Source organism: Kitasatospora sp. Xyl93, assembly GCF_055383135.1.
Map to the genome: position 1 here is coordinate 6,712,536 of NZ_AP029185.1, position 23,869 is coordinate 6,736,404.

21 protein-coding genes are annotated in these 23,869 nt (G+C 74.8%); 10 read left to right on the forward strand and 11 right to left on the reverse strand.

Features of this window, described 5'->3' with window-relative positions; translation table 11 throughout:
* Positions 1–56: 56 nt before the first annotated feature.
* Entirely contained in the window at positions 57–1,433 is a 1,377-nt protein-coding gene (locus tag ACZ5GH_RS29175; RefSeq protein WP_464335757.1) for an aminotransferase-like domain-containing protein, read from the reverse strand.
* Positions 1,434–1,557: 124 nt separating this feature from the next.
* On the opposite strand from ACZ5GH_RS29175, the gene ACZ5GH_RS29180 reads away from it, so the two are divergent.
* On the forward strand, positions 1,558–2,220 hold the full coding sequence (locus ACZ5GH_RS29180) for a LysE family translocator (protein ID WP_387757770.1): 663 nt from the start codon (positions 1,558–1,560) through the stop codon (positions 2,218–2,220).
* Between the two features lie 3 nt (positions 2,221–2,223).
* Here ACZ5GH_RS29180 and ACZ5GH_RS29185 read toward each other — a convergent pair whose 3' ends face one another.
* The 4 genes from ACZ5GH_RS29185 to ACZ5GH_RS29200 all read right to left on the reverse strand — a co-directional run bounded on the left by ACZ5GH_RS29185 (position 2,224) and on the right by ACZ5GH_RS29200 (position 5,343).
* Complete coding sequence (locus tag ACZ5GH_RS29185) at positions 2,224–3,357, reverse strand: serine hydrolase domain-containing protein (protein WP_387756814.1); 1,134 nt, start codon at positions 3,355–3,357, stop codon at positions 2,224–2,226.
* A 77-nt stretch (positions 3,358–3,434) separates the two neighbouring features.
* Positions 3,435–4,370 carry a DUF6895 family protein gene (locus ACZ5GH_RS29190; protein ID WP_387756813.1) on the reverse strand — a complete coding sequence of 312 codons (936 nt, stop codon included), beginning with the start codon at positions 4,368–4,370 and terminating at the stop codon, positions 3,435–3,437.
* Complete coding sequence (locus tag ACZ5GH_RS29195) at positions 4,367–5,074, reverse strand: hypothetical protein (RefSeq protein WP_387756812.1); 708 nt, start codon at positions 5,072–5,074, stop codon at positions 4,367–4,369. Before ACZ5GH_RS29195 ends, ACZ5GH_RS29190 begins: the two co-directional genes overlap by 4 nt.
* A gap of 65 nt (positions 5,075–5,139) precedes the next feature.
* Positions 5,140–5,343 carry a hypothetical protein gene (locus ACZ5GH_RS29200; RefSeq protein ID WP_359821891.1) on the reverse strand — a complete coding sequence of 68 codons (204 nt, stop codon included), beginning with the start codon at positions 5,341–5,343 and terminating at the stop codon, positions 5,140–5,142.
* A gap of 155 nt (positions 5,344–5,498) precedes the next feature.
* Here ACZ5GH_RS29200 and ACZ5GH_RS29205 point away from each other — a divergent pair, with 155 nt between their 5' ends.
* Positions 5,499–6,272: an SDR family NAD(P)-dependent oxidoreductase gene (locus tag ACZ5GH_RS29205; RefSeq protein ID WP_387756811.1), complete on the forward strand. Its 774-nt coding sequence runs from the start codon at positions 5,499–5,501 to the stop codon at positions 6,270–6,272.
* A gap of 202 nt (positions 6,273–6,474) precedes the next feature.
* The gene (locus tag ACZ5GH_RS29210) at positions 6,475–8,313 is read left to right on the forward strand and encodes an ABC transporter ATP-binding protein (protein ID WP_464335758.1); all 1,839 of its coding nucleotides are present in this window, start codon (positions 6,475–6,477) and stop codon (positions 8,311–8,313) included.
* Positions 8,314–8,424: 111 nt separating this feature from the next.
* On the opposite strand, the gene ACZ5GH_RS29215 is transcribed toward ACZ5GH_RS29210, so the two are convergent.
* Positions 8,425–9,093, reverse strand: a complete 669-nt coding sequence (locus ACZ5GH_RS29215) for a lysophospholipid acyltransferase family protein (protein WP_316524860.1) — start codon at positions 9,091–9,093, stop codon at positions 8,425–8,427.
* A 176-nt stretch (positions 9,094–9,269) separates the two neighbouring features.
* On the opposite strand from ACZ5GH_RS29215, the gene ACZ5GH_RS29220 reads away from it, so the two are divergent.
* Entirely contained in the window at positions 9,270–9,482 is a 213-nt protein-coding gene (locus tag ACZ5GH_RS29220; protein ID WP_387756809.1) for an EF-hand domain-containing protein, read from the forward strand.
* An 83-nt stretch (positions 9,483–9,565) separates the two neighbouring features.
* Here the strand turns inward: ACZ5GH_RS29220 and ACZ5GH_RS29225 are convergent, their stop codons facing one another.
* Entirely contained in the window at positions 9,566–11,767 is a 2,202-nt protein-coding gene (locus tag ACZ5GH_RS29225) for a bifunctional glycosyltransferase/CDP-glycerol:glycerophosphate glycerophosphotransferase (RefSeq protein WP_464335759.1), read from the reverse strand.
* 859 nt (positions 11,768–12,626) lie between these two features.
* Here ACZ5GH_RS29225 and ACZ5GH_RS29230 point away from each other — a divergent pair.
* Positions 12,627–12,893 (forward strand): hypothetical protein, encoded by a 267-nt coding sequence (locus tag ACZ5GH_RS29230; RefSeq protein ID WP_387756807.1) that lies wholly within the window; start codon positions 12,627–12,629, stop codon positions 12,891–12,893.
* Between the two features lie 279 nt (positions 12,894–13,172).
* Positions 13,173–13,634: a YjbQ family protein gene (locus ACZ5GH_RS29235; RefSeq protein WP_387756806.1), complete on the forward strand. Its 462-nt coding sequence runs from the start codon at positions 13,173–13,175 to the stop codon at positions 13,632–13,634.
* A 45-nt stretch (positions 13,635–13,679) separates the two neighbouring features.
* Here the strand turns inward: ACZ5GH_RS29235 and ACZ5GH_RS29240 are convergent, their stop codons facing one another.
* Complete coding sequence (locus ACZ5GH_RS29240; protein ID WP_387756805.1) at positions 13,680–14,234, reverse strand: DUF1990 family protein; 555 nt, start codon at positions 14,232–14,234, stop codon at positions 13,680–13,682.
* Between the two features lie 267 nt (positions 14,235–14,501).
* Between ACZ5GH_RS29240 and ACZ5GH_RS29245 the strand changes: the two genes are divergently transcribed.
* A complete protein-coding gene (locus ACZ5GH_RS29245; protein WP_387756804.1) occupies positions 14,502–14,720 on the forward strand; it encodes a hypothetical protein in 219 nt (72 codons plus the stop codon).
* A gap of 91 nt (positions 14,721–14,811) precedes the next feature.
* Here the strand turns inward: ACZ5GH_RS29245 and ACZ5GH_RS29250 are convergent, their stop codons facing one another.
* The gene (locus tag ACZ5GH_RS29250; RefSeq protein ID WP_464335760.1) at positions 14,812–17,850 is read right to left on the reverse strand and encodes an AAA family ATPase; all 3,039 of its coding nucleotides are present in this window, start codon (positions 17,848–17,850) and stop codon (positions 14,812–14,814) included.
* Positions 17,847–19,016, reverse strand: coding sequence for an exonuclease SbcCD subunit D (locus ACZ5GH_RS29255; protein ID WP_464335761.1), 1,170 nt, complete (start codon positions 19,014–19,016; stop codon positions 17,847–17,849). Before ACZ5GH_RS29255 ends, ACZ5GH_RS29250 begins: the two co-directional genes overlap by 4 nt.
* Before the next feature lie 256 nt (positions 19,017–19,272).
* Between ACZ5GH_RS29255 and ACZ5GH_RS29260 the strand changes: the two genes are divergently transcribed.
* The 3 genes from ACZ5GH_RS29260 (at position 19,273) to ACZ5GH_RS29270 (ending at position 22,744) form a co-directional block, all read left to right on the forward strand.
* Positions 19,273–20,490 (forward strand): hypothetical protein, encoded by a 1,218-nt coding sequence (locus ACZ5GH_RS29260; RefSeq protein WP_464335762.1) that lies wholly within the window; start codon positions 19,273–19,275, stop codon positions 20,488–20,490.
* A gap of 309 nt (positions 20,491–20,799) precedes the next feature.
* Complete coding sequence (locus ACZ5GH_RS29265) at positions 20,800–21,468, forward strand: hypothetical protein (RefSeq protein WP_464335763.1); 669 nt, start codon at positions 20,800–20,802, stop codon at positions 21,466–21,468.
* Positions 21,469–21,949: 481 nt separating this feature from the next.
* Entirely contained in the window at positions 21,950–22,744 is a 795-nt protein-coding gene (locus ACZ5GH_RS29270) for an SGNH/GDSL hydrolase family protein (RefSeq protein ID WP_387756831.1), read from the forward strand.
* A gap of 112 nt (positions 22,745–22,856) precedes the next feature.
* Here the strand turns inward: ACZ5GH_RS29270 and ACZ5GH_RS29275 are convergent, their stop codons facing one another.
* The gene (locus ACZ5GH_RS29275) at positions 22,857–23,792 is read right to left on the reverse strand and encodes a nitroreductase/quinone reductase family protein (protein WP_464335764.1); all 936 of its coding nucleotides are present in this window, start codon (positions 23,790–23,792) and stop codon (positions 22,857–22,859) included.
* Positions 23,793–23,869: the final 77 nt, after the last annotated feature.

The following is a 23,869-nucleotide window of genomic DNA, read 5'->3' on the forward strand; positions in this document are numbered from 1 at the left end:
ACTGACAACTGACAGCCGATGACTAACAGCTGACAGCTGACAGATTTCGAAATCTGTCAGCTGTCAGTGCCCGCGATCCCCGCCAGCGTCTCCAGCGCCCGCGCCAGGACCGGCAGAGGCGGGGAAGCGAGCCCGACCCGGACGGCGGAGGGCGAGCGCCGGGGATCGACGGCGAAGGCCGCCGCGGGCGTGACCGAGATCCCGGCGCGCGCGGCCTGCGCGACGAAGGCCTCCGCCCGCAGACCCGTCGGCAGCTCCCACCACAGGTAGTACGAGCTCGGGTCGGACCGCAGCCGCTGCCCCGTCAGCAGCTCGCGCGCCAGCAGCTGCCGGGCCGTCGCGTCGGCCCGCTTCGCCGCCTGCACCGCGGCCAGCGTGCCGTCCCCGATCCAGCGCACCGCAGCCTCCAGCGCGAAGCCGCTCGGCGTCCACCCGCCCGAGCGCAGCGCGCCCGCCACCCGCTCGCGCAGGCCCGCCGGGACGACCGCGAACCCGATGGTCAGTCCCGGGGCGAGCCGCTTGGAGAGGCTGTCCACGAGCACGGTGCGCTCCGGCGCGAGTACGGCCAGCGGTGCCAGATCGGGCCGCAGGAACGACCAGACGGCGTCCTCGACGGCCGGCAGGTCGAGCCCGCGCAGCACCGCCGCGAGCGCCGCCGCCCGCTCCGGCGGCAGGCTCGTACCGAGCGGGTTCTGCAGCCGCGGCTGGACGTACACCGCGCGCAGCGGCCCGGCCCGGTGAGCGGCCGCCACCGCGTCCGGCACCAGCCCGTACTCGTCCATGGCCAGCGGCACCAGCACGATGCCCAGTCGCTCCGCCACCGCTCTGACCACCGGATAGGTCAGCTCCTCCACGCCCAGCCGCTGCCCGGGCGGCACCAGCGCGGACAGCGCCCCGGCGATGGCCTGCCGCCCGTTGCCGGCGAACAGCAGTCGCTCCGGCCCGACCTCCCGGGCGGTGTCTCCAGCGACGGCCCCTTCGACCTCACGTGCGACGTCCTGGGAGGTGGCGGCCGACACCAGAGCCGCGAACGCCCGCCGGGCCGCGCCCGTCCCGGCCGCGCCGACCGGCCGCAGGGCGTCCCCCAACGCGTCCGGTCGCAGCAGGGGCGCCAGTCCGCCCGCCAGCAGCTCGGCCTGGCCGGGGACGGAGGGGTAGTTGAGCTCCAGGTCCACGGGGGCGGTGGCCGGTTCCGCGAGCGACACCGGGGCGCCGTCCGGGGCCCGCCCGGCCCGGACGAAGGTCCCGCGCCCGACCTCCCCGACGGTCAGCCCGCGCCGGGCCAGCTCCCGGTAGACGCGCCCCGCCGTCGAGGCGGCGATGCCCCGGCTGCGGGCGAACGCGCGCTGGGTGGGCAGCTGCTGGCCGGGCCGCAGCCGCCCGTCCGCGATCTCGGCGGCGATCCGGTCGGCGATCAGGCGGTAGTCGTCCATCGGCGGTCGGCCCTCCCGTGGTCCCAGCGCAGTCGGCCGCCACGACGACCGGTCCGTTCGGCACATTGCACCGAGCGCAAAGTCATCATTGCATCGACCCGATCGCCCGCTCTAGCCTCCTCGCATGGACGCGTTGACATCGGCCGTGGACGGCCAGGCCGTGCTGGGCATCGCCGCCGTGGCCCTGGGCATGGTGCTGTCTCCCGGGCCGAACATGATCTACCTGGTCTCGCGCTCGATCGCGCAGGGTCGCCGCGCCGGGCTGATCTCGCTGATCGGGGTCGCGGCCGGCTTCCTGGTCTACCTGGTCGCCGTGACGGCCGGGGTGGCCGCCGTGTTCTCAGTGGTGCCCGCCCTCTACACCGCGATCAAGCTGGCCGGCGCCGGATACCTGCTCTGGCTGGCCTGGAAGGCCGTCAAACCGGGCGGCACGGCGGTCTTCGCCCCGCAGCAGCTGCCGCCGGACCCGCCGCGCCGACTGTTCACGATGGGCTTCCTCACCTGCCTGCTCAACCCCAAGATCGCCATCATGTACATCTCGCTGCTGCCCCAGTTCGTGGCCCCGGAACGCGGTCACGTCGCCGCGCAGAGCCTGCTGCTGGGCCTGACCCAGATCGCGATCGCGATCACCGTCAACGGCCTGATCGCGGTGAGCGCGGGCGGCATCGCGGCCTTCCTCAACCGCCGTCCCGGTTGGCTGCGGATCCAGCGCTACGTGATGGGCACCGTCCTCGCCGGCCTCGCCGTGCACATCGCCGCCGACCGCGCCAAGGCCGTGGCCGTCTAGGCCCTAGCGGGCCCCGGCCCCGCCGGCCACCCGCAGCGCCTCGTAGCCGGCCTGGACGAACCGGCCGTCCAGCGCCGGAGCGGTGTTGGCCACCGCCGCGACGGCCGCCGAACCCGCCGGCGAGAAACCCACGAAGGCCGTGAACCCCCGGGTGCCGCCGCTGTGGAAGTAGAGGTCCCGGTCGCCCGAGCGGCGGTGCATCCACACCAGGCCGATCCGGTCGGCCGAGTGAGGCAGCCGCAGGCGCAGCCGCTGGACGTCCCGCAGCGCGGCACCCAGCCCGCCGTTCAGCCCGCCGCCCGCGTCCGCCGGCGCTCCGTCACCCGCGCCCGCCGGCGGGCCGCCGTCCAGGTGCGCCCGGAGGTAGCGCAGCAGGTCGGCCCCGTCGGCCCGGACGGCGCCGGCGCCCGGCAGCCCGGGGATGCGCCAGGGCGGGAGCGCCCGTCCGCGCCGGTACCCGACGGCCCGGCCCGGCGGGTCCGGGTCGCAGGTCGTGGAGCGCAGTCCCAGGGGGCGGCAGACCCGTTCGGCGAGCAGGTCCCCGTACGGCATCCCGCCCGTCTCGGCGAGCACCCGGCCGAGCAGGCCGACCCCGTAGTTGGAGTAACCGTACCGGCTACCCGGCTTTGTCCGTACGGTCGTTCGGGCCAGGCCGTCCCTCAACTGCTCGTCGCCGTACGTCTCGTACGGATTGCTGAACCAGGCCGGGACGGCCTTCGCGAGCAGTCCCGGGGGGAGCCCGGGCAGGCCCGAGGTGTGGGTGGCCAGGTGCAGCAGTCGGATGGGTTCCGCCGACCGGACCTTCGCCGCGCGCCAGCAGCGCGGGAGCCGGTGCTCGACCGGATCGTCCAGGGAGAGATCGCCGCGCGCGGCCATCTCGGCGAGCAGCAGCGCGGTGAAGGTCTTGCTGACGGAACCGAGTTCGAAGACGGTGCCGGGGGTGCAGGGCGGAGCGGCCGGGGCCCGTCCGGTCCGCCCGAAGCAGCGCACGTCAGCCTGGTCGCCGCGCACCAGGGCGACCGTCACGGCGGTGGCGTACGGCCGGGCGGCCCGCACCACCGCCGCGACGGCGGCGTCCAAGTCGCCGGCGTCACACCCGCTCTCGTCCGGCCCGCCGTCGGCGTCAGGCCCGTTCACGTCCGGCCCGCCTTCGGAGTCGGGCCCGTTCACGTCCGGCCCGCTCGCCGCATCACGTCCGTTCACGTCCGGCCGGCTCAAAGGGCCACCGGTGTGCCGCCGAGCGCCCGGGAGAGGGTGACGGTGGAGGCCACGACCCCGACCACGGCGGTGTGGCAGTGCTGGCGGAAGTCCTCCTCCGGGTCGTCGTTGTCGGGCGCGGAGCCCTCGCACCGGATCATCCCGTCCGCCTGCTGGGCCGCGGCCAGCGCCTCCCAGCCGGCGCGTCCGGTCACCGGCTCCCCGATGCAGGAGTCCACGATGAGCAGTTCACCGGCGAGGTCCCACTGCTCGATCTCCAGCCAGATGTCGAGCCAGACCGGCAGCCAGTCGCGCAGGTAGTCGCGCATCGGCTCGGGCAGGCACTCGGGCCGGGCACCCCAGTCGGTGAGGTGGAAGACGGTGTGGGTGACCTGGTAGGCGATCACCCAGGCGATGGTCCACGGCTCGGGGAGGGCGCCGAGCCAGGTGTTCCGGGCCAGCCTGGGCCAGTCCGGCTGGGGTTCGAGGCCGGCGATCCGCCGGGCGTTGGCGAGCGCGAGGTGGCGGCTGCCCTGGATCTCGACGGCGTGCACGGCCCGGAGCCGGCCGATCGAGGTGAGCAGTTCCTCCATGGCGGCGTGGCGGTACCCGGAGCGGGCGAAGTGGCCGTACGTCTCCAGCGGGTCGACCAGGGTGACGTGCCGCAGCTGCCGTTCGAGCAGCAGGTCGCCCTCGCCCAGCTGGGCCCAGGCGGCTTCGAGGAGCTCCTGGGCGAGACGGGCGTCGTGGGGGCCGGCCACGCCGTCGCGCAGGACCAGGGAGGAGGCCAGGGCGGCCTCGCAGAGCGGCTTGTAGACGTCCTCCGGGTCGGCCAGGTCGACGATGGTGCTCTCCTCCAGCCGGCTGTAGCCGCGCTGGTAGCCGGCGTGCAGCCAGGCCAGTGACCGGGAGCCGAGCTGTTGGGCGGTGGCGAGCACCGCGGTGTCGGTCATCTCCGGGCCCCGTTCAACAGGCTCTGGGCGATGGTGAGTTCGAGGGTGGAACGGGAGGTGCCGTCGCCGGCCAGCCGGATCCGGTCCAGCACGGGCTCGATCTCCAGCCGGAGCGGTCGGCCCTCCGCCTCGGCCCAGGCGAGCCACCGGGCCAGTCGGACGGCGGTGGTGGGGTCGCGCCGGAGCATGCAGCGGACGGTGCCGCGGGCGAGGTCCAGGGTGTGCGCGCGGGCGGCGTCGTGCATCGGGCCGTCCAGTGTCGGCAGGGCCAGCGAGGACAGCTGGGCCATCCGCTTCGACCACGTCTGCCAGCCCACGTCCTGCGGCCCGGACAGCGGCGCGGGCGCTCGCACGGCCGCGCCGTACGGTGTGCGGGCGAGCAGTCGGCCGGCCGCCCAGTCCTGCCACCCGATCACCAGGGCGGCCTCCGCAGAGGCGGGGGTCGGGGCGGGGAAGGCGACTCGCGCCTCGGCCAGCAGGGCGGCGGTGGTGCCGTCGGGCTCCGCGCCGGTGAGCAGCTGCGGTGCGAACACGTCCGCGCCGAGCACCCGTACCGCGGCCAGCAACGGGCGGGGCACGAGGGTGTCGGGGTCCGCGAGTGCGGCCGTGCCCTCGCCGTCCCGGAGGACGGCGAGGGTCCGGTCCGCCACCCGCTCGACCGCCGCGGCGTACTCGTCACGGAGAGGGGTCTCGGCGGTTGGCATGGCGATCGGGTCCCCCTTCAGGAGGGTTGGTCACGGGCACGAGGCCCGAAAGGGGAGAAGACGGCCTACCGGGTCGGCTTCTCCTTCGGGCCCTTCGGCGAGAGGAGCAGCAGGGCGGCGAGCAGCACCGCGCCGGCGGCCTCGGGCAGGTACGTGGGCGCGTCGGACACGACGGCCTCGTCCTCCACCATCAGGCTCGCGAGTGTCTCGGCTTCCAGCGTCGCGCTGTGTGACGTCGAAGCCGTTTCGGTCCTGAACTGAGTAAGCATCAGATGTGCCTCCTCATCTGGATTTCACCGCCCGGTCGGACGGTGCCCCTGTTCGACGTTACGAGCCCCTTCGGGGATCTGCATCCGCAACCCGCTGAGCTGGGACGTTGCCCTGGGTGTGGGCTCGGATGCGGGGAGTCGGTACCGTCGGGGGCATGACCACAGCCTTGATCACCGGCGCGACCGCCGGCATCGGAGCCGCTTTCGCCCGCCGGCTCGCCCGCAGCGGCTACCAGCTCGTCCTGGTGGCCCGGGACACCGCGCGCCTGGAGCGCGCCGCCGCCGACCTGCACGGCAGGTTCGGCATCGAGGCGGAGGTGCTGACCGCCGACCTCGCGACCGAGGAGGGCATCGGCGCCGTGGAGGCCCGGCTCGCCGACTCCGCCCGCCCGGTTGACCTCCTGGTCAACAACGCCGGCTTCGGCAACAAGGGCGCCTTCGGGACCGTTCCGCTCCAGGACGAGCTGGACATGCTGAAGGTGCACGTCGAGGCGGTCCTGCGGCTGACCACGGCCGCCCTGCCCGGCATGCGGGAGCGCGGCCGCGGCGCGATCGTCAACGTCGCCTCGGTGGCGGCCTTCCTGCCGCGCGGCACGTACGGCGCGAGCAAGGCCTGGGTGGTCAGCTTCACCCAGGGCGTGCTGCGCGACCTCGGCGGGACGGGCGTGCGGATGATGGCGCTGTGCCCGGGCTTCACCCGGACCGAGTTCCACGAGCGGGCCGGCATGGGCACGGGCAACATCCCGTCCTGGTCCTGGCTCTCCGCGGAGCGGGTGGTGGACGAGGCGATGCGCGACCTGGCCCGCGGCCGGTCCGTCTCCGTGCCGGGCAAGCGCTACAAGGCCGCGGTGGCCATCGCCCGGGTGCTGCCCTCCGGCAAGCTCGGCGGGCTCTCCTCGAAAGCGGCGCGCACCTACCGGGCCGACTGACAGCCGGGGCGGCCGGCCGGTCGGGCCGGCCGGGGGCGGTCGGGTTCCGGCGACGGCCGGGGCCCCGGGGCGGGCGCTGGGACCGGGAGCTCCGAGGAATAGGGCAACCCTCACTATTAGCTTGTCTAACTATGAGCTATCCTCGCTATGCGGGCCCCCGCCCGGCCGCCCACCCGACCGTCCCACCCAGGGAGGCCCGTCCTTGAGGCCCACCGCCATCGACTGGACCCCGCCCGACCGCGCCGAGGGCGAACCCCGCCCACCGGCCGAGTGGCGCCGCATCCTCGCGCTCTTCCGCCCGTACCGGGGCCGCCTGGCGGCCGTCGGGCTGCTGGTCGCCGCCTCCGCCGTGGTCTCGGTCGTCTCGCCGTTCCTGCTCCGGGCCGTCCTGGACACCGCCATCCCGCAGGGCCGCACCGGGCTGCTCAGCCTGCTCGCCCTCGGGATGATCCTCACCGCGGTGGTGAACAGCATCTTCAACGTCCTGCAGACGCTGATCTCCACCACCGTCGGCCAGCGCGTGATGCACGACCTGCGCACCGCCGTCTACGAGCACCTCCAGCGGCAGTCGCTGGCGTTCTTCACCCGCACCCGCACCGGCGAGGTGCAGTCCCGGATCGCCAACGACATCGGCGGCATGCAGTCCACGGTGACGTCCACCGCGACCAGCCTGGTCTCCAACCTGACCGCGGTGATCGCCTCCGTCGTCGCCATGGTCGCCCTCGACTGGCGGCTGACCGTCGTCTCGCTGCTGCTGCTCCCGCTGTTCGTCTGGATCAGCCGCCGGGTCGGCCACGAGCGCAAGAAGATCACCACCGAGCGGCAGAGGCAGCTGGCCGCGATGAGCTCGGCGGTCCAGGAGTCGCTCTCGGTCAGCGGCATCCTGCTCGGCCGCACGATGGGCCGCTCCGGCTCGCTCGCCCGCGAGTTCACCGAGCAGTCCGACCAGCTCGCCGGCCTGGAGGTGCGGGCCAGCATGGCCGGGCGCTGGCGGATGAACACCATCCAGATCGTGATGGCCGCGATGCCCGCGCTGATCTACTGGGCCGCCGGGCTGACCTCCGCCGCCGGTTCGCCGATCGTCTCGGTCGGCACCCTGGTCGCCTTCGTCACCCTCCAGCAGGGCCTCTTCCGCCCGACCGTCAGCCTGCTCTCCACCGGCGTGGACGTGCAGACCTCGCTCGCGCTCTTCCAGCGCATCTTCGAGTACCTCGACCTGCCGGTGGAGATCGACGAGCCGGCCCACCCGGTCACCCTGACCGACATCCGCGGCGAGGTCCGCTTCAAGGGCGTGGACTTCCGCTACGACCCCGCGCAGGAGCGCCCGACCCTGACCGGGGTCGACCTCGACGTCCCGGCCGGCAGCTCACTGGCCGTGGTCGGCGAGACCGGCTCCGGCAAGACCACCCTCAGCTACCTCGTCCCGCGGCTGTACGACGTCACCGGCGGACGGGTCACCCTGGACGGCGTCGACGTGCGCGAGCTGTCCTTCGACACCCTGGCCCGCGCGGTCGGCGTGGTCTCCCAGGAGACGTACCTCTTCCACGCCTCGGTCGCCGAGAACCTGCGCTTCGCCAAGCCCGGCGCCAGCGACGCCGAACTGGTCGAGGCCGCCCGGGCCGCGCAGATCCACGACACCATCGCCGCCCTCCCGGACGGCTACGACACCATGGTCGGCGAACGCGGCTACCGCTTCTCCGGCGGCGAGAAGCAGCGCCTCGCACTCGCCCGGACGATCCTGCGCAACCCGCCGGTGCTCATCCTCGACGAGGCCACCAGCGCGCTCGACAACCGCACCGAGCGCGCCGTCCAGCAGGCCGTGGACACCCTGGCCGCCGGCCGCACCACCATCACCATCGCGCACCGGCTCTCCACCGTCCGCGCCGCCGACCAGATCGCCGTCCTGGACCACGGCGAGGTGGTCGAACTCGGCACCCACGAGGAGCTGGTGGCGCTGGACGGGCGGTACGCGGCGCTGCTGCGCCGGGAGGCGCCGGAGGCCGCCGGCCGGCCGGAGCCGGCCGCGCTCGGGCACCTGTGACGCACCCCGGGCGGTGTCCGGCGCCGGGCACCGCCGACTGGGCGCCGAGGAGCCGAGGACTGGGCGCCGCCGACTGGGCGCCGGTGACGGTACGCCGGCGCGGGGCGCCGGTCAGGCCGCCTTCGGGACCTCGTTGTAGCTCTCCGCGACCTCCTGGCCGGAGAGCCGCTGGATGGCCGCCATCACCTCGTCGGTCACCTGCCGACGGGCCTTCAGCGAGCGGGCCTGCCCGTGCAGCTCGTCGAAGTGCAGCGGCTCGCCGAAGCGGACCGTCACCTTCTTCAGCCGCGGCACGCGCTTGCCCACCGGCAGGATCTGCTCCGGACCTTCCAGCGCCACCGGCACCACCGGAACGCCCGCGGTCAGCGCGAGCCAGGCGACGCCCGTCTTGCCCCGGTAGAGCCGGCCGTCCAGCGAACGGGTGCCCTCGGGGTAGATGCCGAAGGCCTTGCCGTCCTCCAGGATCTCCAGCGCCGACTCCAGCGAGGCCTGCGCGGAACGGTAGGTGCCGCGCTCGACCGGCACGGCGCCGATCGCCTCGAAGAAGCCCTTGGAGAGCCGGCCCTTGAGCCCGGTGCCGGTGAAGTACTCGGCCTTGGCGAGGAAGTGCACCCGGCGCGGGGCGGTCAGCGGGATCACCACGCTGTCGATGAACGACAGGTGGTTGCTGGCCAGGATCACCCCGCCCTTGCGCGGCACGTTCTCGATTCCCTCGATGACCGGCCGCCAGATCCCCCGCGAGACCGGTTTCAGCACCAACTTGGTGGCGAGGTCGAGCACGATTCCCTCCCTGGACGAACGACCGCCCGGGAGGAGCCCGGGCCTGCAATCAGATCCGCAGACTACGACACCCACCCCCGCGCACGTCCACTCCCGCCGACCGTGGTGAACACCACGGCCGGGTAGGGTACGGCCGTCCGAACCGAGCAACACCCCGCAGTACCCAGGAGGGAACGATGGAGACCACCGAGGCGATCAAGGCCTTTTTCGACCGCTTCGACAAGGACGGCGACGGCAGGATCACCGCGGCCGAGTACGCCCTTGCCGCCAACGAGATGGGCGACCACGACGTCACCCTCTCGATGGCCGAGGCGCTGATCCACAGCATGGACACCGACCACGACGGCGTCCTGACCTTCGAGGAGTTCCTGGCCGCCCGCCAGCGCTGAGCTCGCGCTGACGGGGCCGGTCGCCGTACCGACGGCACCGGCCCCGTCCGGAGGCCCCGCCGCTGCTCCCGTACCGGGGGCGGCTACCTCTCCACCGGGAACACCCGGCGCACCACCCGCTCCGCGGCCCCGCCGTCGTCCCAGACGCAGAACTTCGCCCGGAACCGCTCCCGCGCCGCCGGCTCCGGATCGCCCGCCAGCAGCGCCCGCGCCAGCCCGTCCGCGTCCACCGTGACCGCGCCCGGCGGCTCCGCGAACAGGTCGAAGTAGACGCCGCGTTCCCGCTGGTACTCCTCCCAGTCCGGGGCGAAGACCACCACCGGCCGGTCCAGCACCGCGTAGTCGAACATCATCGACGAGTAGTCCGTCACCAGCGCGTCCGCCGCGAGGTAGAGGTCCTCGACGGTGGGGTGCGCCGAGACGTCCACGATCCGCGCCGACTCCGCACCGGCGCCCGACAGGTCGCCCGGGCCGTCGGCGTGGAAGTAGTGGGTGCGCACCAGCAGCGTGAAGTCCGGGCCCAGCCGCCGGGCCAGCGCCTCGACGTCCAGCAGTGGCACGTAGCCGCCCTTGCTGCCGCGGTGGGTCGGCGCGTACAGCACCGCCCGGGTGTCCGGCCGCAGCCCGAGCCGCTCGCGCATCGCCCGGACCTCGTCCGAAGTGGCGTTCGCCAGCCGGTCGTTGCGCGGGTAGCCGGTCTCCAGCATCTCGTACCGGCCGGGGAAGGCGCGGGCGAAGTGCCCGCTGGTGTGCGGGTTGGGGGAGACCAGGAAGTCCCAGCGGTCGACGGCCTCCTGGAGCTGCTCGAAGTCCATCCCCTCGGCCGCCGCCGGGTGGTCGCGCAGGTCCATGCCCATCGCCTTGAGCGGGGTGCCGTGCTGGGTCTGGACGTGCACCGTGCCCGGCCGCTTCGTCATCGTGCGGGGGAAGTTGACGTTGTTGACGAAGTACTTGGCGGTCGCCATCGCCTTGAGGTAGGCGGGGGTGTTGACGATCACGTACGGCACCCCCGGCGGCAGCGTGGCGGCCTGGGTGCGGTTCTCCACCACCCACACGCCCCGGATCCGCGGGGCGAGCTCCTTCGCCTTCTCGTAGATGGCCGCCGGGCTGCACGCGTAACCCCGGTGCCAGTACGCGGCGTAGACCGCGAGGTTCTCGTCCAGCGGCAGCCGGCGGAACGCGTTGTACGCGGTGAACCGGGCGCCGCTGCGCATCCCCTTCTTCACCGCCGGCGCCACCGCCCTCGCCCCGCGCCTGAGTTCGCGCGGCAGCCGACCGGTGCGGCGCAGCTCGGCGTACGCGATCCGGGCGCCCCGGGCGGCCAGCCGGTACTGCACGCCGCGCACTCCGCCGGGGAAGCGGTAGCCGGCCGCGCGGTGGCGGTCGAAGTGCCGGGCGATCCGCTGGAAGAAGTCCTTGCGCCGGTCGGTGGGGACCAGCCCGGGGGTGTCGTAGACGTTCAGCGCCTGGCGGACCGTCCGGTCGAAGACCAGGGTGCGCAACGTCTCCGGGACGGGCCGGCCGGGGCGGTCCGGGCGGTCCAGGAAGGCGAAGATCGCGTCGTACTGGGCGAACACGTCGGCGTGCTTGGGGGAGGCGGTGGCGGTGATCGCGCCGTCCCGGCCGCGCCGGTAGAAGTAGCAGGGGCGGTCCAGGTAGCGCAGCCGCTCGGCGGCCAGCAGCGCCGGGTAGGTGACCGAGATGTCCTCGTAGTAGCCGCGGCCGAAGGAGACCCCGAGGCCGTCCAGGAAGGCGCGGCGGAACAGCTTGTTCCAGACCGACATCACGGTCTGGAAGAGCGCCGGGTGCTCGGCCAGCGTGCAGCCCTCGACCAGCGGGGAGCCGGTCAGCACGTGGCGCCAGGGGTTGGGCTCCGTCCCGCCGTCCGGGTAGACGTGGGTGAAGTCGGTGATCAGCACGTCGGCGGGGGTCTCCCGGCGGCGTTCGCGGGCCAGCTCGTCCAGCAGCGCGCCGACCGTCCCCTCGGGCACCCAGTCGTCGCTGTCCACGAACCAGACGTACTCGCCGCGGGCGTCCGGCAGGGCGGCGGTGCGGGCGCCGCCGAGGCCCTGGTTCTCGGTGAGGTGCGTCACCCGCAGCCGGCTGTCGCGGGCCGCGTAGGCGTCCAGGATCGCGCCGGAGCCGTCGGGGGAGAGGTCGTCGACCGCGATCACCTCGAAGCGGGTCTCCTCGGCGGGGGTGTCGCCGAGGATCGAGTCGAGGCAGCGCGGGAGGTACCGCTCCACGCCGTGGACCGGGAGCACGATGCTGAGGAGGAGGGACACGCTGGCCGAGTGTACCGATCCACCGGGTGCGACCTGCGCGGACGTCCGGGGCGGGGCTGCTCGGGCCTGGCGGGGGCGTTCGGGCGGGGTGTCCGGTGGGCGTCCCGGGGGCTTCCGGTAGGTGGCCGGGTGGATGTCCGGGGCGGACCCGGAACCGCCGGTGCCGGGCCCCTCGCGGGGCGGCACCGGCAGTCAGGTGGCGGTCCGGCCGACCCTCTACGGCCGACCGCCGGTCCGGGCACCGCGCGAGCCTGGCCGCCGCAGCGTCGAGGCGGCCTGGCAGTGGCTCGCTGGAGCCGGAGTTCTTCATCACTCGAACACGCGCTTGAGTGCGGTGCGGGCACCGGCGCGTGCATCAGATATTGCTTGGAGGATCGGCGGGAGTCAATCCCTCGAATGTGTTCACTTCCTGAAGTCGACCGGTTGCGGCCTCGGCGGCGCCCTTCGTGCGGGTGGGGCGTGCTCGGCGGACGCCCCGATGATCGCTTTGTCGATGTGGCGGTTGTCCCCTATATGGCGACGGGGGCCGCGACGGTGGGGTGCGGCCGGGCCGTGGGTGGCGTGCCGGGCGGGTCGCGGGCCGTGGGCCGCGGGCCGTGGCGCCGTCGGGGTGCCGCCGTGCGCCGGGCGCGTGCCGCGCGTACGGCTGCCGCGCCCGCGCCTGCCCGCCCTGGTGACGGACGGCTGGTCGTGCACCATCATTGATGCCTAGTCGTGACCGGCCGAGCGGCCCCTGGTGCTTCGTCAGTTGACGCCGCACGGTACGGTGGCACAACACCGAGGACGGTTGCGCGAAGGCCGTCCGTCACGGATAGTCTTCGCCTCACGGCCCTGGCGCCTCGTAGGGGTGGGAAAACTGATGGAACACATGCAAGTGCGGACTCGGCCCCGCGTGCCGGCGGTCCAGTGCGGTGTCGGCACGACCGGCCGCCGGATCGAACGACACCTGGCCGTGCTCGGCGCGCCCGCACTCCCGGCGGTGGACACCGCCGAGGCGCTCGGGTTGATAAGGGAACTCACGCCGCGCGGCGCCGAGGCCCCGACGACCCGTCGTCGCCACACCAGGATCTCGCTGCTGACGCCGCTGCGTCGGCTGCGGCGGAGTCTCTTCGGCGGGCGCGGCTAGCGGCTGGTCCGGCCGGTGTGGCACGGGTCCCTCCCCGCCGCCCCGGTCGGGAACCGACCCGGTGGACCATCCGGTCCGCCGGGTCTTCGGTGTGTCGGGGCGGTGCCGGAAGGCGCTCCGGGCGCCGGGGGTGGGTGGTGCCGGGCCGTGTGTGCCGGGTGCTGTGTGGTGCACGGGGCGGGTGGTCTGAACCTTGCACCCTACGCGAGTTCGCCCCTTCGGCACGGCGACTCGGTGAGGGAGTACGCCCGGCCCGCTGACCTGGGACAGGATGGCGCCATGGCGGACAACAACCATTCCCCCCAGACCGGCACGTTCCCGACCTCCCTCTTCCAGAGCAGCACCTTCGAGATCACCACCGGCAGCCGTGAGGTCGCGCTCGACATCACCGACCGCTGCGCCGCGTTCCTCGACGAACGGGCCGCCGGGCGCGACGGCCTGCTCAACGTCTTCGTTCCGCACGCCACCGCGGGGATCGCGGTGCTGGAGACCGGCTCCGGCAGCGACGACGACTTCCTCGCCACCCTGCGCGACCTGCTGCCGGCCGACGACCGCTGGCGCCACCGGCATGGCAGCCCGGGCCACGGCCGGGACCACGTGGTGCCCGGCCTGGTCGCCCCGCACGCCACCCTGCCGGTGATCGGCGGCCAACTGGCGCTCGGCATCTGGCAGTCGGTGGTGCTGGTCGACACCAACGGGGACAACCCGCGCCGGACCGTCCGGCTGTCCTTCCTCGGCTGACGGCGGGGCTCGGCCGGAGCGGCGGACTCGGCCGTCGCGGCGGGCTCAGCGGACGTGCGCGGCCACCGCGGCGAGGTAGCGCTCGATCGCCAGGTGCTGGCAGAGCAGCGCCACCGGGCGGCCCAGCCTGGCGTACCAGGCGGACAGCCGGGAGAACGCGGTGACCTCGAACCACACCTCGCCGTCGGCGTCCATGGACACCAGGAACGCCTCCTCGCCGCACTCCGGGTGCCCGGGGAGGGTGCCGTACCCGAACCCGATCCGGTGCGGCTCGTCCACCGTCCACACCACCCGGCAGGGGATCACCAGCCGCGGCCAGCGGCTCCCCGGCAGGGCCAGCCGCAGCAGCACCGTCTCTCCCGCCCGGGCCGGGCCGCCCGGATGGACCGCGAAACCGGTGCCGACCTGGCTGCCCCAGCCGAGCACGTACCGTCCGGCCCGCTCCAGCACCTCCGGCCCGTGCCCCAGGTGGACCCGCCGCCGCAGGTGGGCGTAGCCGTCCGGCAGCCGCCCGCCGCCACCCCGGGTGGCACCCACCTCGGGGTACGACGGGGTGGTGGCGCGGGCGGCGAGCAGGCGTCGGTGCAGGTCGGTGGGCATGTCGGCCACGGTAACCGCCGGGTGGGGCGGGGTCGGCGGCGGGGCGGACGGTCGGGGGTGGGGCGGACGGTCGGGGGTGGGGGCGGGTGTCGGCGAACAGATTTCAGCTGACGGATTTCAGCGAACGTCTTCTGAAATCTGTTTGCCGTCCTCTGTTCGCTGAAACCTGTCCGTTGTTCGCTCACCGGAGCCGGCGCCGCCCGGGGTCCGCCGAGGCCGGGCCCGGGCCTGTTGCACCAGGGCGGGGGCGCGGAGTAGGAAGGCGGCATGAGCGACACCGGTACGAATCAGGAAGCGGACGTCTGCGAACTCGCGCCCGACCGCGGAGCGGAGGCGGCGCTGCGGCACGACTCGGAGGCGACCGGGCCACGCGCCGACTGCGTGCTGTGCGGAGAGCCGACCGAACTGCCCGCCGACCAGCCGGGCAGCACGCTCTGCCCGGTGTGCGCCTGGCAGCAGGCGCAGCGGATCGCCTGCTCGGGCTGATCCGGGGGCTGACCCGGGCCGACCCGGCTCGAACCGCCCGGGGCCGCCCGGCCCCACCCCGCCGAGCCGCGCCGCAAGCCGGTGGGTGGTCCTACGCGTCCTCCCGCCCCGCCAGCGCGAGGGTCGAGCCGCGCCGCCCCTTGCGAACCAGCAGCTGGGCGGGGATACGGCTGCGCAGGTCGGCGACGTGGCTGACGATGCCGACCGCGCGGTCCCGCTCGCGCAGGCCGTCCAGGACGTCCATGACCTCCTCCAGGGCGTGCTCGTCGAGGGTGCCGAAGCCCTCGTCGATGAAGAGGGTGTCCAACGGCATGCCGCCCGCCTCGTCGGTGACCACGTCGGCCAGGCCGAGGGCGAGCGAGAGCGAGGCGAAGAAGCTCTCGCCGCCGGAGAGGGTCGCGGTGTCCCGTTCGGTGCCCGTCCAGGCGTCCACCACCCGCAGGGCCAGCCCGGAGCGCTTGGTACCGGTGCCCCGGTCGTCGCTGTGCACCAGGGTGTAGCGCCCGCCGGACATCCGGACCAGCCGGTCGCTGGCCGCCGCCGCGACCTGCTCCAGCCGGGCCGCCAGGACGTACGACTCCAGGCGCATCCGCAGCCGGTTCTCGGCCGAGGTGCCGGCCGCGAGCGCGGCGAGCCGGTTGATCCGCCCGTACCGGTCCAGTGCCGGGGCCAGCTCGCCGGCGAGCCCGGTCAGCTGCCGCCCGATCGCGGCCAGTGCCCCGCAGCGCTCGCGGGCCGCCGCGTGGGCGGCGTGCGCCCGGCCGAGCCGGGCGGTGGCGGCGCCGAGCTCGGCGGCGACGGCGGGTAGGTCCACCGGCGGACGGCCCGCGGCCTCGGCCAGCTCCGGCAGCGCCATCTCGCGGCGGACCGCGGCGGTCTCCGCGCGGTGCCGCTCCAGCCGGGCCTCCAGCCGTTCGCGCTCCTCGCGCGGCAGCAGCACCGCCAGCGCCGCGTCGGCGTCCGGGAAGCCCGCCGAGGCGGCCGCCTTGCCCAGTTCGTCCTCGGCGTCGGCGAGCCGGGCCGCCGCCTCCGCACGGGCCCGGGCGGCGGTGGCCGCGGCGGCGACCGTCTCGGTGAGGCGGGTCAGGGCCGCGGCCCGGTCGGCGACGGAAGCCGCCTCGCCCCGGGCGGCCGCCACCCGGGCGGTCAGCGCCCGCTGCTCGGTGCCGAGCGCCAGCAGCCGGTCGGAGAGGACGGCGGCGCGCTCCTTGGCCTCCCGCAGCTCGTCGACCCGGCGGGCGCGGTCCTGCGACAGCCGGGCGATCTCCTGCTCGACCGGGCCGAGCGACTCCGCCGCGTGCCGTGCCTCGCGGTGGTCGCGTTCCAGCCCGGCCAGCGCCTGTGCGAGCGCCTCCGCCCCGTCCGGCCCGGCCGCACCGGCGACGGCGGCCTCGCGCACCCGCAGCGCGGTGAGCGCCTGGTCGGCCGCCGACCACACCTGCTCGGCGGCGGCCTGCGCCCGGCGCGCCCGCTCCTCGTCCTCGGCGCCGACCCGGCTGCCGGGCGCGGCCTCGGCGGGCGCCGGGTGCTCGGGCGAGCCGCAGACCCGGCAGGCCTCGCCCGCGCGCAGCTGCTCGGCCAGTTCGGCGGCCATGCCGCTCAGCCGGCGGTCCCGCAGGTCCAGACTGTGCTCGCGGGCGTCCAGTGCGGCGGTGCGCAGCGCAGCCACCCGCGGCTCGGCCTCGGCGATCTCGGCGCGCAGGCCGTCGCGCTCCCGGGCCGCACCCAGGCGGGCGGTCAACTCGGCGCGCTGCCCGTCCAGTTGCTCGACCAGGGTGGTCGCCGACCGGGCCTCGGCGTGCCGTTGCTCCAGCCGGCCCAGCTCGCCCTCGAACTCGGCCAGCCAGTCCTCGGCCTCCTCGGCCAGCTCCTCGGCTGCGCGCCGGTCCTGCACCAGGGAGCGCTGCTCGTGGGCGAGTTCGGCGCAGCGCCGCTCCTCGGCCCGGGCCGCCTCCAGCCGGACCACCTCGGCCCGCAGCCGCAGTTCGGCCTCGGCCAGCCCCGCGGGGCCGGCCCCGGCGAGCTCCCGGCCCTCGCCACCGGAGCCGGCCAGCGCCTCGCGGTGCCGGCGCTCCGCCTGCTGCGCGCGCCCGAGCGCCTCGGCCGCGCTCCGCCGCAGCCGCAGCGCCGACTCCACCCCGACGGCCTCCTGGGCGGCGGCCAGCCGCCGCCGGTCCGCGGCCGCGGCGGGTTCGAAACCGGCCAGCCGCTCGGCCCGGTCCACGGCCTCCCGGTGGCGGCGCTGGCGACCGGCCAGCTCCTCGGCGGCCTCGCGGTGCTCCTGGGCGGCACGCTGGGCCGCCTCGGCGCCCGCGAGTGCGGCCTCGGCGACGGCGAGCTGCTCGGCCGCGCCGCTGCGCAGGACCGCCGCCCAGCCGAGCACCCCGGAGATCAGCGCGGCGTCGTCGTCCTCGGCGGGCACCCAGCCCGCGGCGGGCTCGGCGCCCGGACCGGCCGCCTGCTCGGCCTTGCTGGCGAGGTCCCGCAGCCGGCGCCGACCGGCCTGGACGGCGGCCTCCTGGCCGCGCCGCTGCTCGGCCAGCCAGGCTTCCACGTGCTGGAACCGCTCGGTGTCGAACAGCCGCCGCAGCAGCTTGCCGCGCTCCTCCGAGTCGGCCTTGAGGAACCGGGCGAAGTCGCCCTGCGGCAGCAGCACCACCTGGCAGAACTGCTCCCGGTTCATGCCGATCAGCCGGTGGATCTCCTCCCCGGCCTCCTGGTGCGACTTGCTGATCCCCCGCCAGCCGGGCGTGCCGTCGCCAGTGTCGGCGACCCACTCGCGCAGCAGGGTCTGCGCCCGTTCGACGGTGGTGCCGGTGCCGATCTTCTTCGGCCGGCGCTGCTCCGGCAGCCGGGTGATCCGCAGCCGCCGCCCGCCGAGGGTCAGCTCCAGCTCGACCGAGGTCAGCCGCTTGGGGTCGGCGTGGTCGCTGCGCAGCCGGTTGGCCCGGCGGGCGCCCGGCGTCTCCCCGTACAGGGCGAAGCAGACGGCGTCCAGCACGCTGGTCTTGCCCGCGCCCGTCGCGCCGCGCAGCAGGAAGAGCCCGCCGGCGGCGAGCGCGTCGAAGTCCACCGTCTCGCTGCCCGCGAACGGGCCGAAGGCGGTGACGGTGAGCCGGTGCAGCCTCATCGGGGCAGGTCCGCCTTCCGGTCGGTGGCCACCCGGACGCGCTCGAAGCCCTCGTCCAGCCAGCCGAGCTCGTCGGGCTCCGGCTCGGCACCGGGGCGGACGTGCCGCAGGAAGCCCTCCGCGATCTCCAGGTCCCCGCGGCCGCTGACCCGCGCCGCGTACGACTGCGAGGGCTCGGTGTCGCTCCGCTCGGGGTCGAACAGCAGCTGGAGGGTGTGCGGGAAGCGGCGGCGCAGCCGCTCCATCGGTTCGCTCGGCCGGGCCGCGTCGGTGAGCGTGGCCTGCACCCAGGACTGCTCGTGCTCGGCGTACTTCTCGTCGGTGAGCAGCGCGTCGAGGGTGTCGCGCAGCGTCGCCAGCCGGCGCGGCTCCGGGCAGGGGAGGCGCTCGGCCGTCACCGAGCCGTCGGCGGCCAGGTCGACCAGCCACATGGTCTTGCGCTGGTGCTCCTCGGAGAAGGAGTAGGCGAGCGGGGAGCCGCTGTAGCGCAGGTGCGGAGCGAGCGTCTGGCAGCCGTGCAGGTGGCCGAGCGCGGCGTAGTGCACCCCGTCGAAGACGGACGCGGGCACGGAGGCGACGCCGCCGACCGCGATGTCCCGCTCGCTGTCGCTCGGCGCGCCGCCGGTGACGAAGGCGTGCGCCAGCACCACCGCCCGGGTGCCGGCCGGGCGTGCCGCGAGGTCCGCCCGGACCTGGTCCATCGCCGCCCCGAGCACCGCCGCGTGTCCGCCCCTCGCCAGCCCGAACCGCTCGCGCACCAGCGTCGGCTCCAGGTAGGGCAGCCCGTACACCGCCACCGGGCCGTGCTCGTCCGCCAGCAGGACGGGCTCGGCGCACTCGCCCGGGTCGGTCCGCAGGTGGATGCCGGCCCGCCCGATCAGCCCGGCCCCGACCCCGAGGCGGCGGGCCGAGTCGTGGTTGCCGCTGATGAAGACCGTCGGCACCCCGAGCGCCGCCAGCCGGTGCAGCACGTCGTCGAACAGCGCGACCGCTTCCAGGCCGGGCAGCGCCCGGTCGTACACGTCCCCCGCGACCAGCACGGCGTCCACGCCCTCGGACCGGACCACCTCCACCAGGTGGTCCAGGAAGGCGCGCTGGGCGTCGTGCAGGCTCTCTCGGTGGAACGAGCGCCCGAGATGCCAGTCGGAGGTATGCAGCAGTCGCATGGTCCCCGACCCTAACCCGCTGCACTGACAATCCCGCCCGGCCCTGTGGAAGCGCATGCCCCCGGGGTGCCGGCAGCCCCGGGAGCCCCTGGGCGTGGCGGTGCGGCCGGTGACGGTGGCGGCGGCGCCCGGCGCTGAGCTTGTTCGATTACTCGGAGTGGATTGTCAGTGGCTCTGTGTATGTTCCTCGGCGTCGGCCGCTCCCGGCCGGGGTGGCCGGCGCGGACCGGTGTCGGACGGGCGAGAAGGAGGAGTCATGACTGCTGTGCGGAAGTCGGTGCGCGAGGTGCGGGGTGTCGGGGCGGGCCGGCCGGCGCGGGGGCGTCGGCGGGTGCTGGTGCTGGCCGGGCGCAGGCCCGGGGGCGGTGTCGGCGGGGCGTCGGCCGGCGGGCCCGGCGGGGCGGTGCCGCCCGGGGGCGGGCGGCCGCCGGGGGCGCCCGCGGGAGGAGGCGGTGCGCGGGCGGCCGTGCGCGGCGGGTGGGTCCGGGGCGCGCCGCCGCCCCAGCCGGTGGCGGTGGCCCTGGCCGCCGAGGCCGGGGACTTCGCCGGGCTGGCGCGGTACGGACTGTTCGGCGGGCTCGGGCACCAGGCCTACCTGCGACAGGCGGAGGAACAGCTCACGGCCCTGCACCGGCAGGGGCTGGAGGTGCACCTGCGGGTCCTGGAGGCGGGCGACTTCGAGGACTACTGCGAGGCGCTCGGCCTCGATCCCCGGATGCCCGCCGCCAGGGTCGCCTACGCGGGTGATCCGGAGCTGGCCGGGGAGCCCTTCGTCTACGCGGGGGAGCGGTTGGCCGAACTGATCCCGGTGCTGCTGGACGACCACCGGGCGCGGGTGCGGATGTCCGTGGCCTGTGCGGTCCTGCTCGACGCCGTCGGCGACGATCCGGCCGGTGAGCTCCGGATGTCGGCCGTGATGCGGTACGTGACGTCGGTCTACCTGGCGCTGGCCGAGGGCGCGGGGGAGGGGTGCCACCTGCTGACGCTGCGCTGCCACGGCCCCGAGGACGGCGAGGAGCTCACCTCGGCGGTGGACGTCTGCGTGGAGGACGGCCGGCTGGACCCGGCCGGGCGGGACGCCGAAGCGTTCTGCGTCACGCTCGCGGCGGGCGTCGCCCTGGGCGGGGAGGGGGCCCTGCTGCTGCACGGCGATCCGTCGCTGGGCGTACGCGCCGACGGCCTGCGCGCACGGGCTGACGGCCAGGACGTACGCGCCGACGACCAAGGTGGACCGACCGACGACCAGCGTGGACGGGCGGACGGCCGGGCCGCGCAGGCCCGGCCCCGGCCGCCGGTGCTCGGCTGGGCGCTGACCGGTGGGCGGCTGCGGCCGATGACCGCGCACGAGGTGTTCGACGAGCTGGCCGACGACGCCGCGCGCGGGCTGCCCTTCCCGCCCGGGGTGGATCCTCGGCCCGGGTTCCCGCTGCCCGTCTTCCGGGGCCTCGGGGAAGGGGGTGGGCCGCTGGGGTGACCAGAGGGCTCACCGCCGCCCCGCATCCACCACGTTCACCGCCTCCGCATCCACCATGCGGCGCTGGGGACTGTTCATCGACCGCCTGTTCGGGGAAGATTCGGAGAAGATCAACAGCAGGAGCGCGCGGTGCCCCACGCCGCCGTTCCGGCCGCTCCGCTCCGTACCGCGCCATGCAGGTCCTCCTCGTGCACCGCCGGTCCGGCGAAGCCCGACTGCGAGAGGGGGACGGATGAGCGAGCGGAGCGAGCTCGGAGCCAGGGGGTGCGCGCGGGCGAGCGTCCCCGCCGAGCGCCGCGGGGCGCGAGCATGAGCCCGATCGAGTACAGCGCGGAGATCGCCGAACTCCTCGGGAAGGTGCGGCGGCGCCCCACGGCGGGCTGGCCGTGGCGGCCGGGTGAGCAGGTGCCGGAGGGGCTGCCGGTCAAGCAGTCCTGGGGGTGGCTGTTCGCGCCGGACGGCCGGGTGCTGACGCTGGTGAACCCCAGGGACGGGATCTGCTCGCTGCCCGGGGGCTCACTGGAGCCGGAGGACGGCGGGGACCCGGGGGCCGCCCTGGCGCGGGAGGCGGCCGAGGAGGCGCAGGCCCTGATCGGCCGGCCGTACTACCTCGGCTACCTCTACGACCGGGTCGGCTCGGCGAACGGCGGGCACGAGTGCGCCCGGGTCCGGATGGCGGCGACGCTGCGGGCCGTCGGTCCGAGCACGGCGGACCCGGCCTCGGGCCGGCACTACCGGCGGCTGCTGGTCGCGCCGGGCCTCGCCGTCGAACTGCTCGGCTGGGGCGCGCCCGGGCTGCGCCAGGCCCGGGCGGCGGTCGCCACCGCCGCCCGCCGGCTCGGCGTGCCCGCGGCCGCGAACGAGGCGATCGAGGAGTTGCCGGTCGAGGGCTGCACGGTCTCCCCGGGGGCCGTGTACCCGGCCGGCGTGCACCTCGGCGCCCACCCCGGTGGTGGCCACTCCGGCGTGCAGGGCTGACCGCGCGCGTCGCCGTACTTCTGCGCGACCTCCCGACACGCCGTCCTGACGTGCGCTCCCGGCCTGTCGACCTGACGTGCGTTCACCTTCGGTCGCAGGGGCGAGATCGGCCGTCCCGGTGAATTCCAGCCGTGCCGGTGACTCCCATTCGGGGTCGCCTTTGGGCGCGCACCGAGGTGTTCGCCAGCCCCCCCTGTGCCCGCTGACGCCTCCTTGGGGACCGGCCCGGCAACGAGTGGGCGGCAACTACCCCGCTTGTCCCGCACGGAACTTCCGCAAGTTGCCGGTCTACGCGCGCTGCGCTACGCGCGTCACGGCGCACCCGCTCTGACCAGCGCGAAATCACGGATCGTCGACGGCAGTTCACCTCCGGGCTGTCAGACTGCCCGTCAACATCCTTGGCATGACCGCTTCCGGGTTCGGCTACCGCCTGGTATCACTTCTGTGACCCTCACCACGCCACCCCACTGGAGCTGTGATGATCCGCCGTGCCCGCGCCCTGTCCATCGCCGCCATAGCGGCAGGCCTCACCATGACGACGCTCTTCGCCGCCTCGTCCGCGAACGCCGCCGGTGTCAACTACGTGGCCCTCGGCGACTCGTACTCCTCCGGTGTCGGTGCCGGCGGCTACCTGAGCGACAGCGGCAGCTGCAAGCGCAGCACCAACGCGTACCCGTACCTCTGGAAGAACGCGCACGCGCCGTCCTCCTTCAAGTTCGTCGCCTGTTCGGGCGCCAGGACCGGCGACGTCCTGAACAGCCAGATCTCCGCCCTGGACGCCGGCACCACGCGGGTCAGCATCTCGGTCGGCGGCAACGACGCCGGCTTCGCCGACACCATGCAGACCTGTGTCCTCGGCTCGGACGCCGACTGCATCAACGCCGTCAACACGGCCAAGAACTACGCCACCACCACCCTGCCCGGCCAGCTGGACAAGGTGTACTCGGCGATCAAGGCCAAGTCCCCGAACGCCCACGTCGTGGTGATGGGCTACCCGCACATCTACAAGGTCGGCGGCAGCTGCATCTTCGGCATCGGCGACACCAAGCGCGCCGCCATCAACGGCGCGGCCGACACCCTGGACGGCGTCCTCGCCAAGCGGGCCGCCAACGCAGGCTTCGCCTTCGGTGACGTCCGCAGCATCTTCAACGAGCACGAGATCTGCGGCTCGCTGACCACCTGGCTGAACAGCACCACCCTGCCGGTCGACGAGAGCTACCACCCGAAGGCCGCCGGCCACTCCGGCGGCTACCTGCCGGTGTTCTCGGCGCTGTAAGGACTGCCGAAGGACGGCCACGAGGACAGCCACGAGGACGGCCACGTCGCAGGTCCCGACGGTGCCGCCGTCCCCTCCCGCGCCTCGGGGAGGGGACGGCGGCAACGCCGTTTCAGCCGTCGGAGGGCGCCGATCCGCCCGGCGCCGATCCGCCCGGCGCGGGCCCGCCCGGCGGCGGCCCGCTCGGCGGGAAGGGGATGTCGGCGAGGACCGGCAGGAGTTCCGCCTCCTCGAAGTCGAGGTGCGCCTCCAACTCGGCGGACATCCGGTCCAGCTCGGCGCGCAGCCGCTCCGGCTCGGTGACCGCGATCCCGGCCAGCAGGGCGACCAGCTCCTCCTTGATCCGCCCGATGGCCCGGTGCTGCTCGTCGAGCCGCGCCAGGACGTCGGCCAGCTCCGGGTTGCTGCGGGCCAGGGCGGGGAAGATCGCGGTGTCCTCGCCGGTGTGGTGGTGCGTCAGCCCGTCGCAGAAGGCCAGGCAGTGCTGGCGCAGCTGCATCCCGAACGTGGCCGGTCGGCCCGGGGCGTGGGCGTGCGCCTCCTCCCGTACGTGGCGCAGCTGCGCGCGCAGCCAGGTGTGCGCCTCCAGCAGCTTGTCGGCGAGGCTGCGCACCACCGGGGCCGGTCCGTCGGCGGGTGGTTCGAGGCGTTCCAGGACGACGACCGGCAGCTCCCGGTCGGTGTGCGCCTGGTAGTCGCCGTAGCCCGGAGCCTTCCGGACGACGGCGGCGAACAGCCGCTCCCGGCGGGCGCCTTCGGCGGGTACGGCGACGGTCTCGAAGGCCTCGGTGCCGAGTTCGACCCGGACCACCGGGTGGGCGAGGAGGTTGCGGTACCACTGGGGGTGCTCCGGCGCCCCGGCGGCGGAGGCCACGACCAGGAGCAGCCCCTCCGCCCGGACGTACCCGAGCGGCACGGTGTGCGGCCGCCCGGAGCGGGCCCCGGTGGTGGTGAGCAACAGCAGGTCGCCGCCCTCGAACGGGCCGCCGACCCGTCCGCCGTTGGCGCGGAACTCCTCGATGACGTTCAGATTGAAGGACATGGGCATGCGTGTGTGATGGATCTCCAGAGAGGAATGGGGGCGCGGTCACACGCGGTGTCGGTGCCAGTGCGGATGCCGGTGCT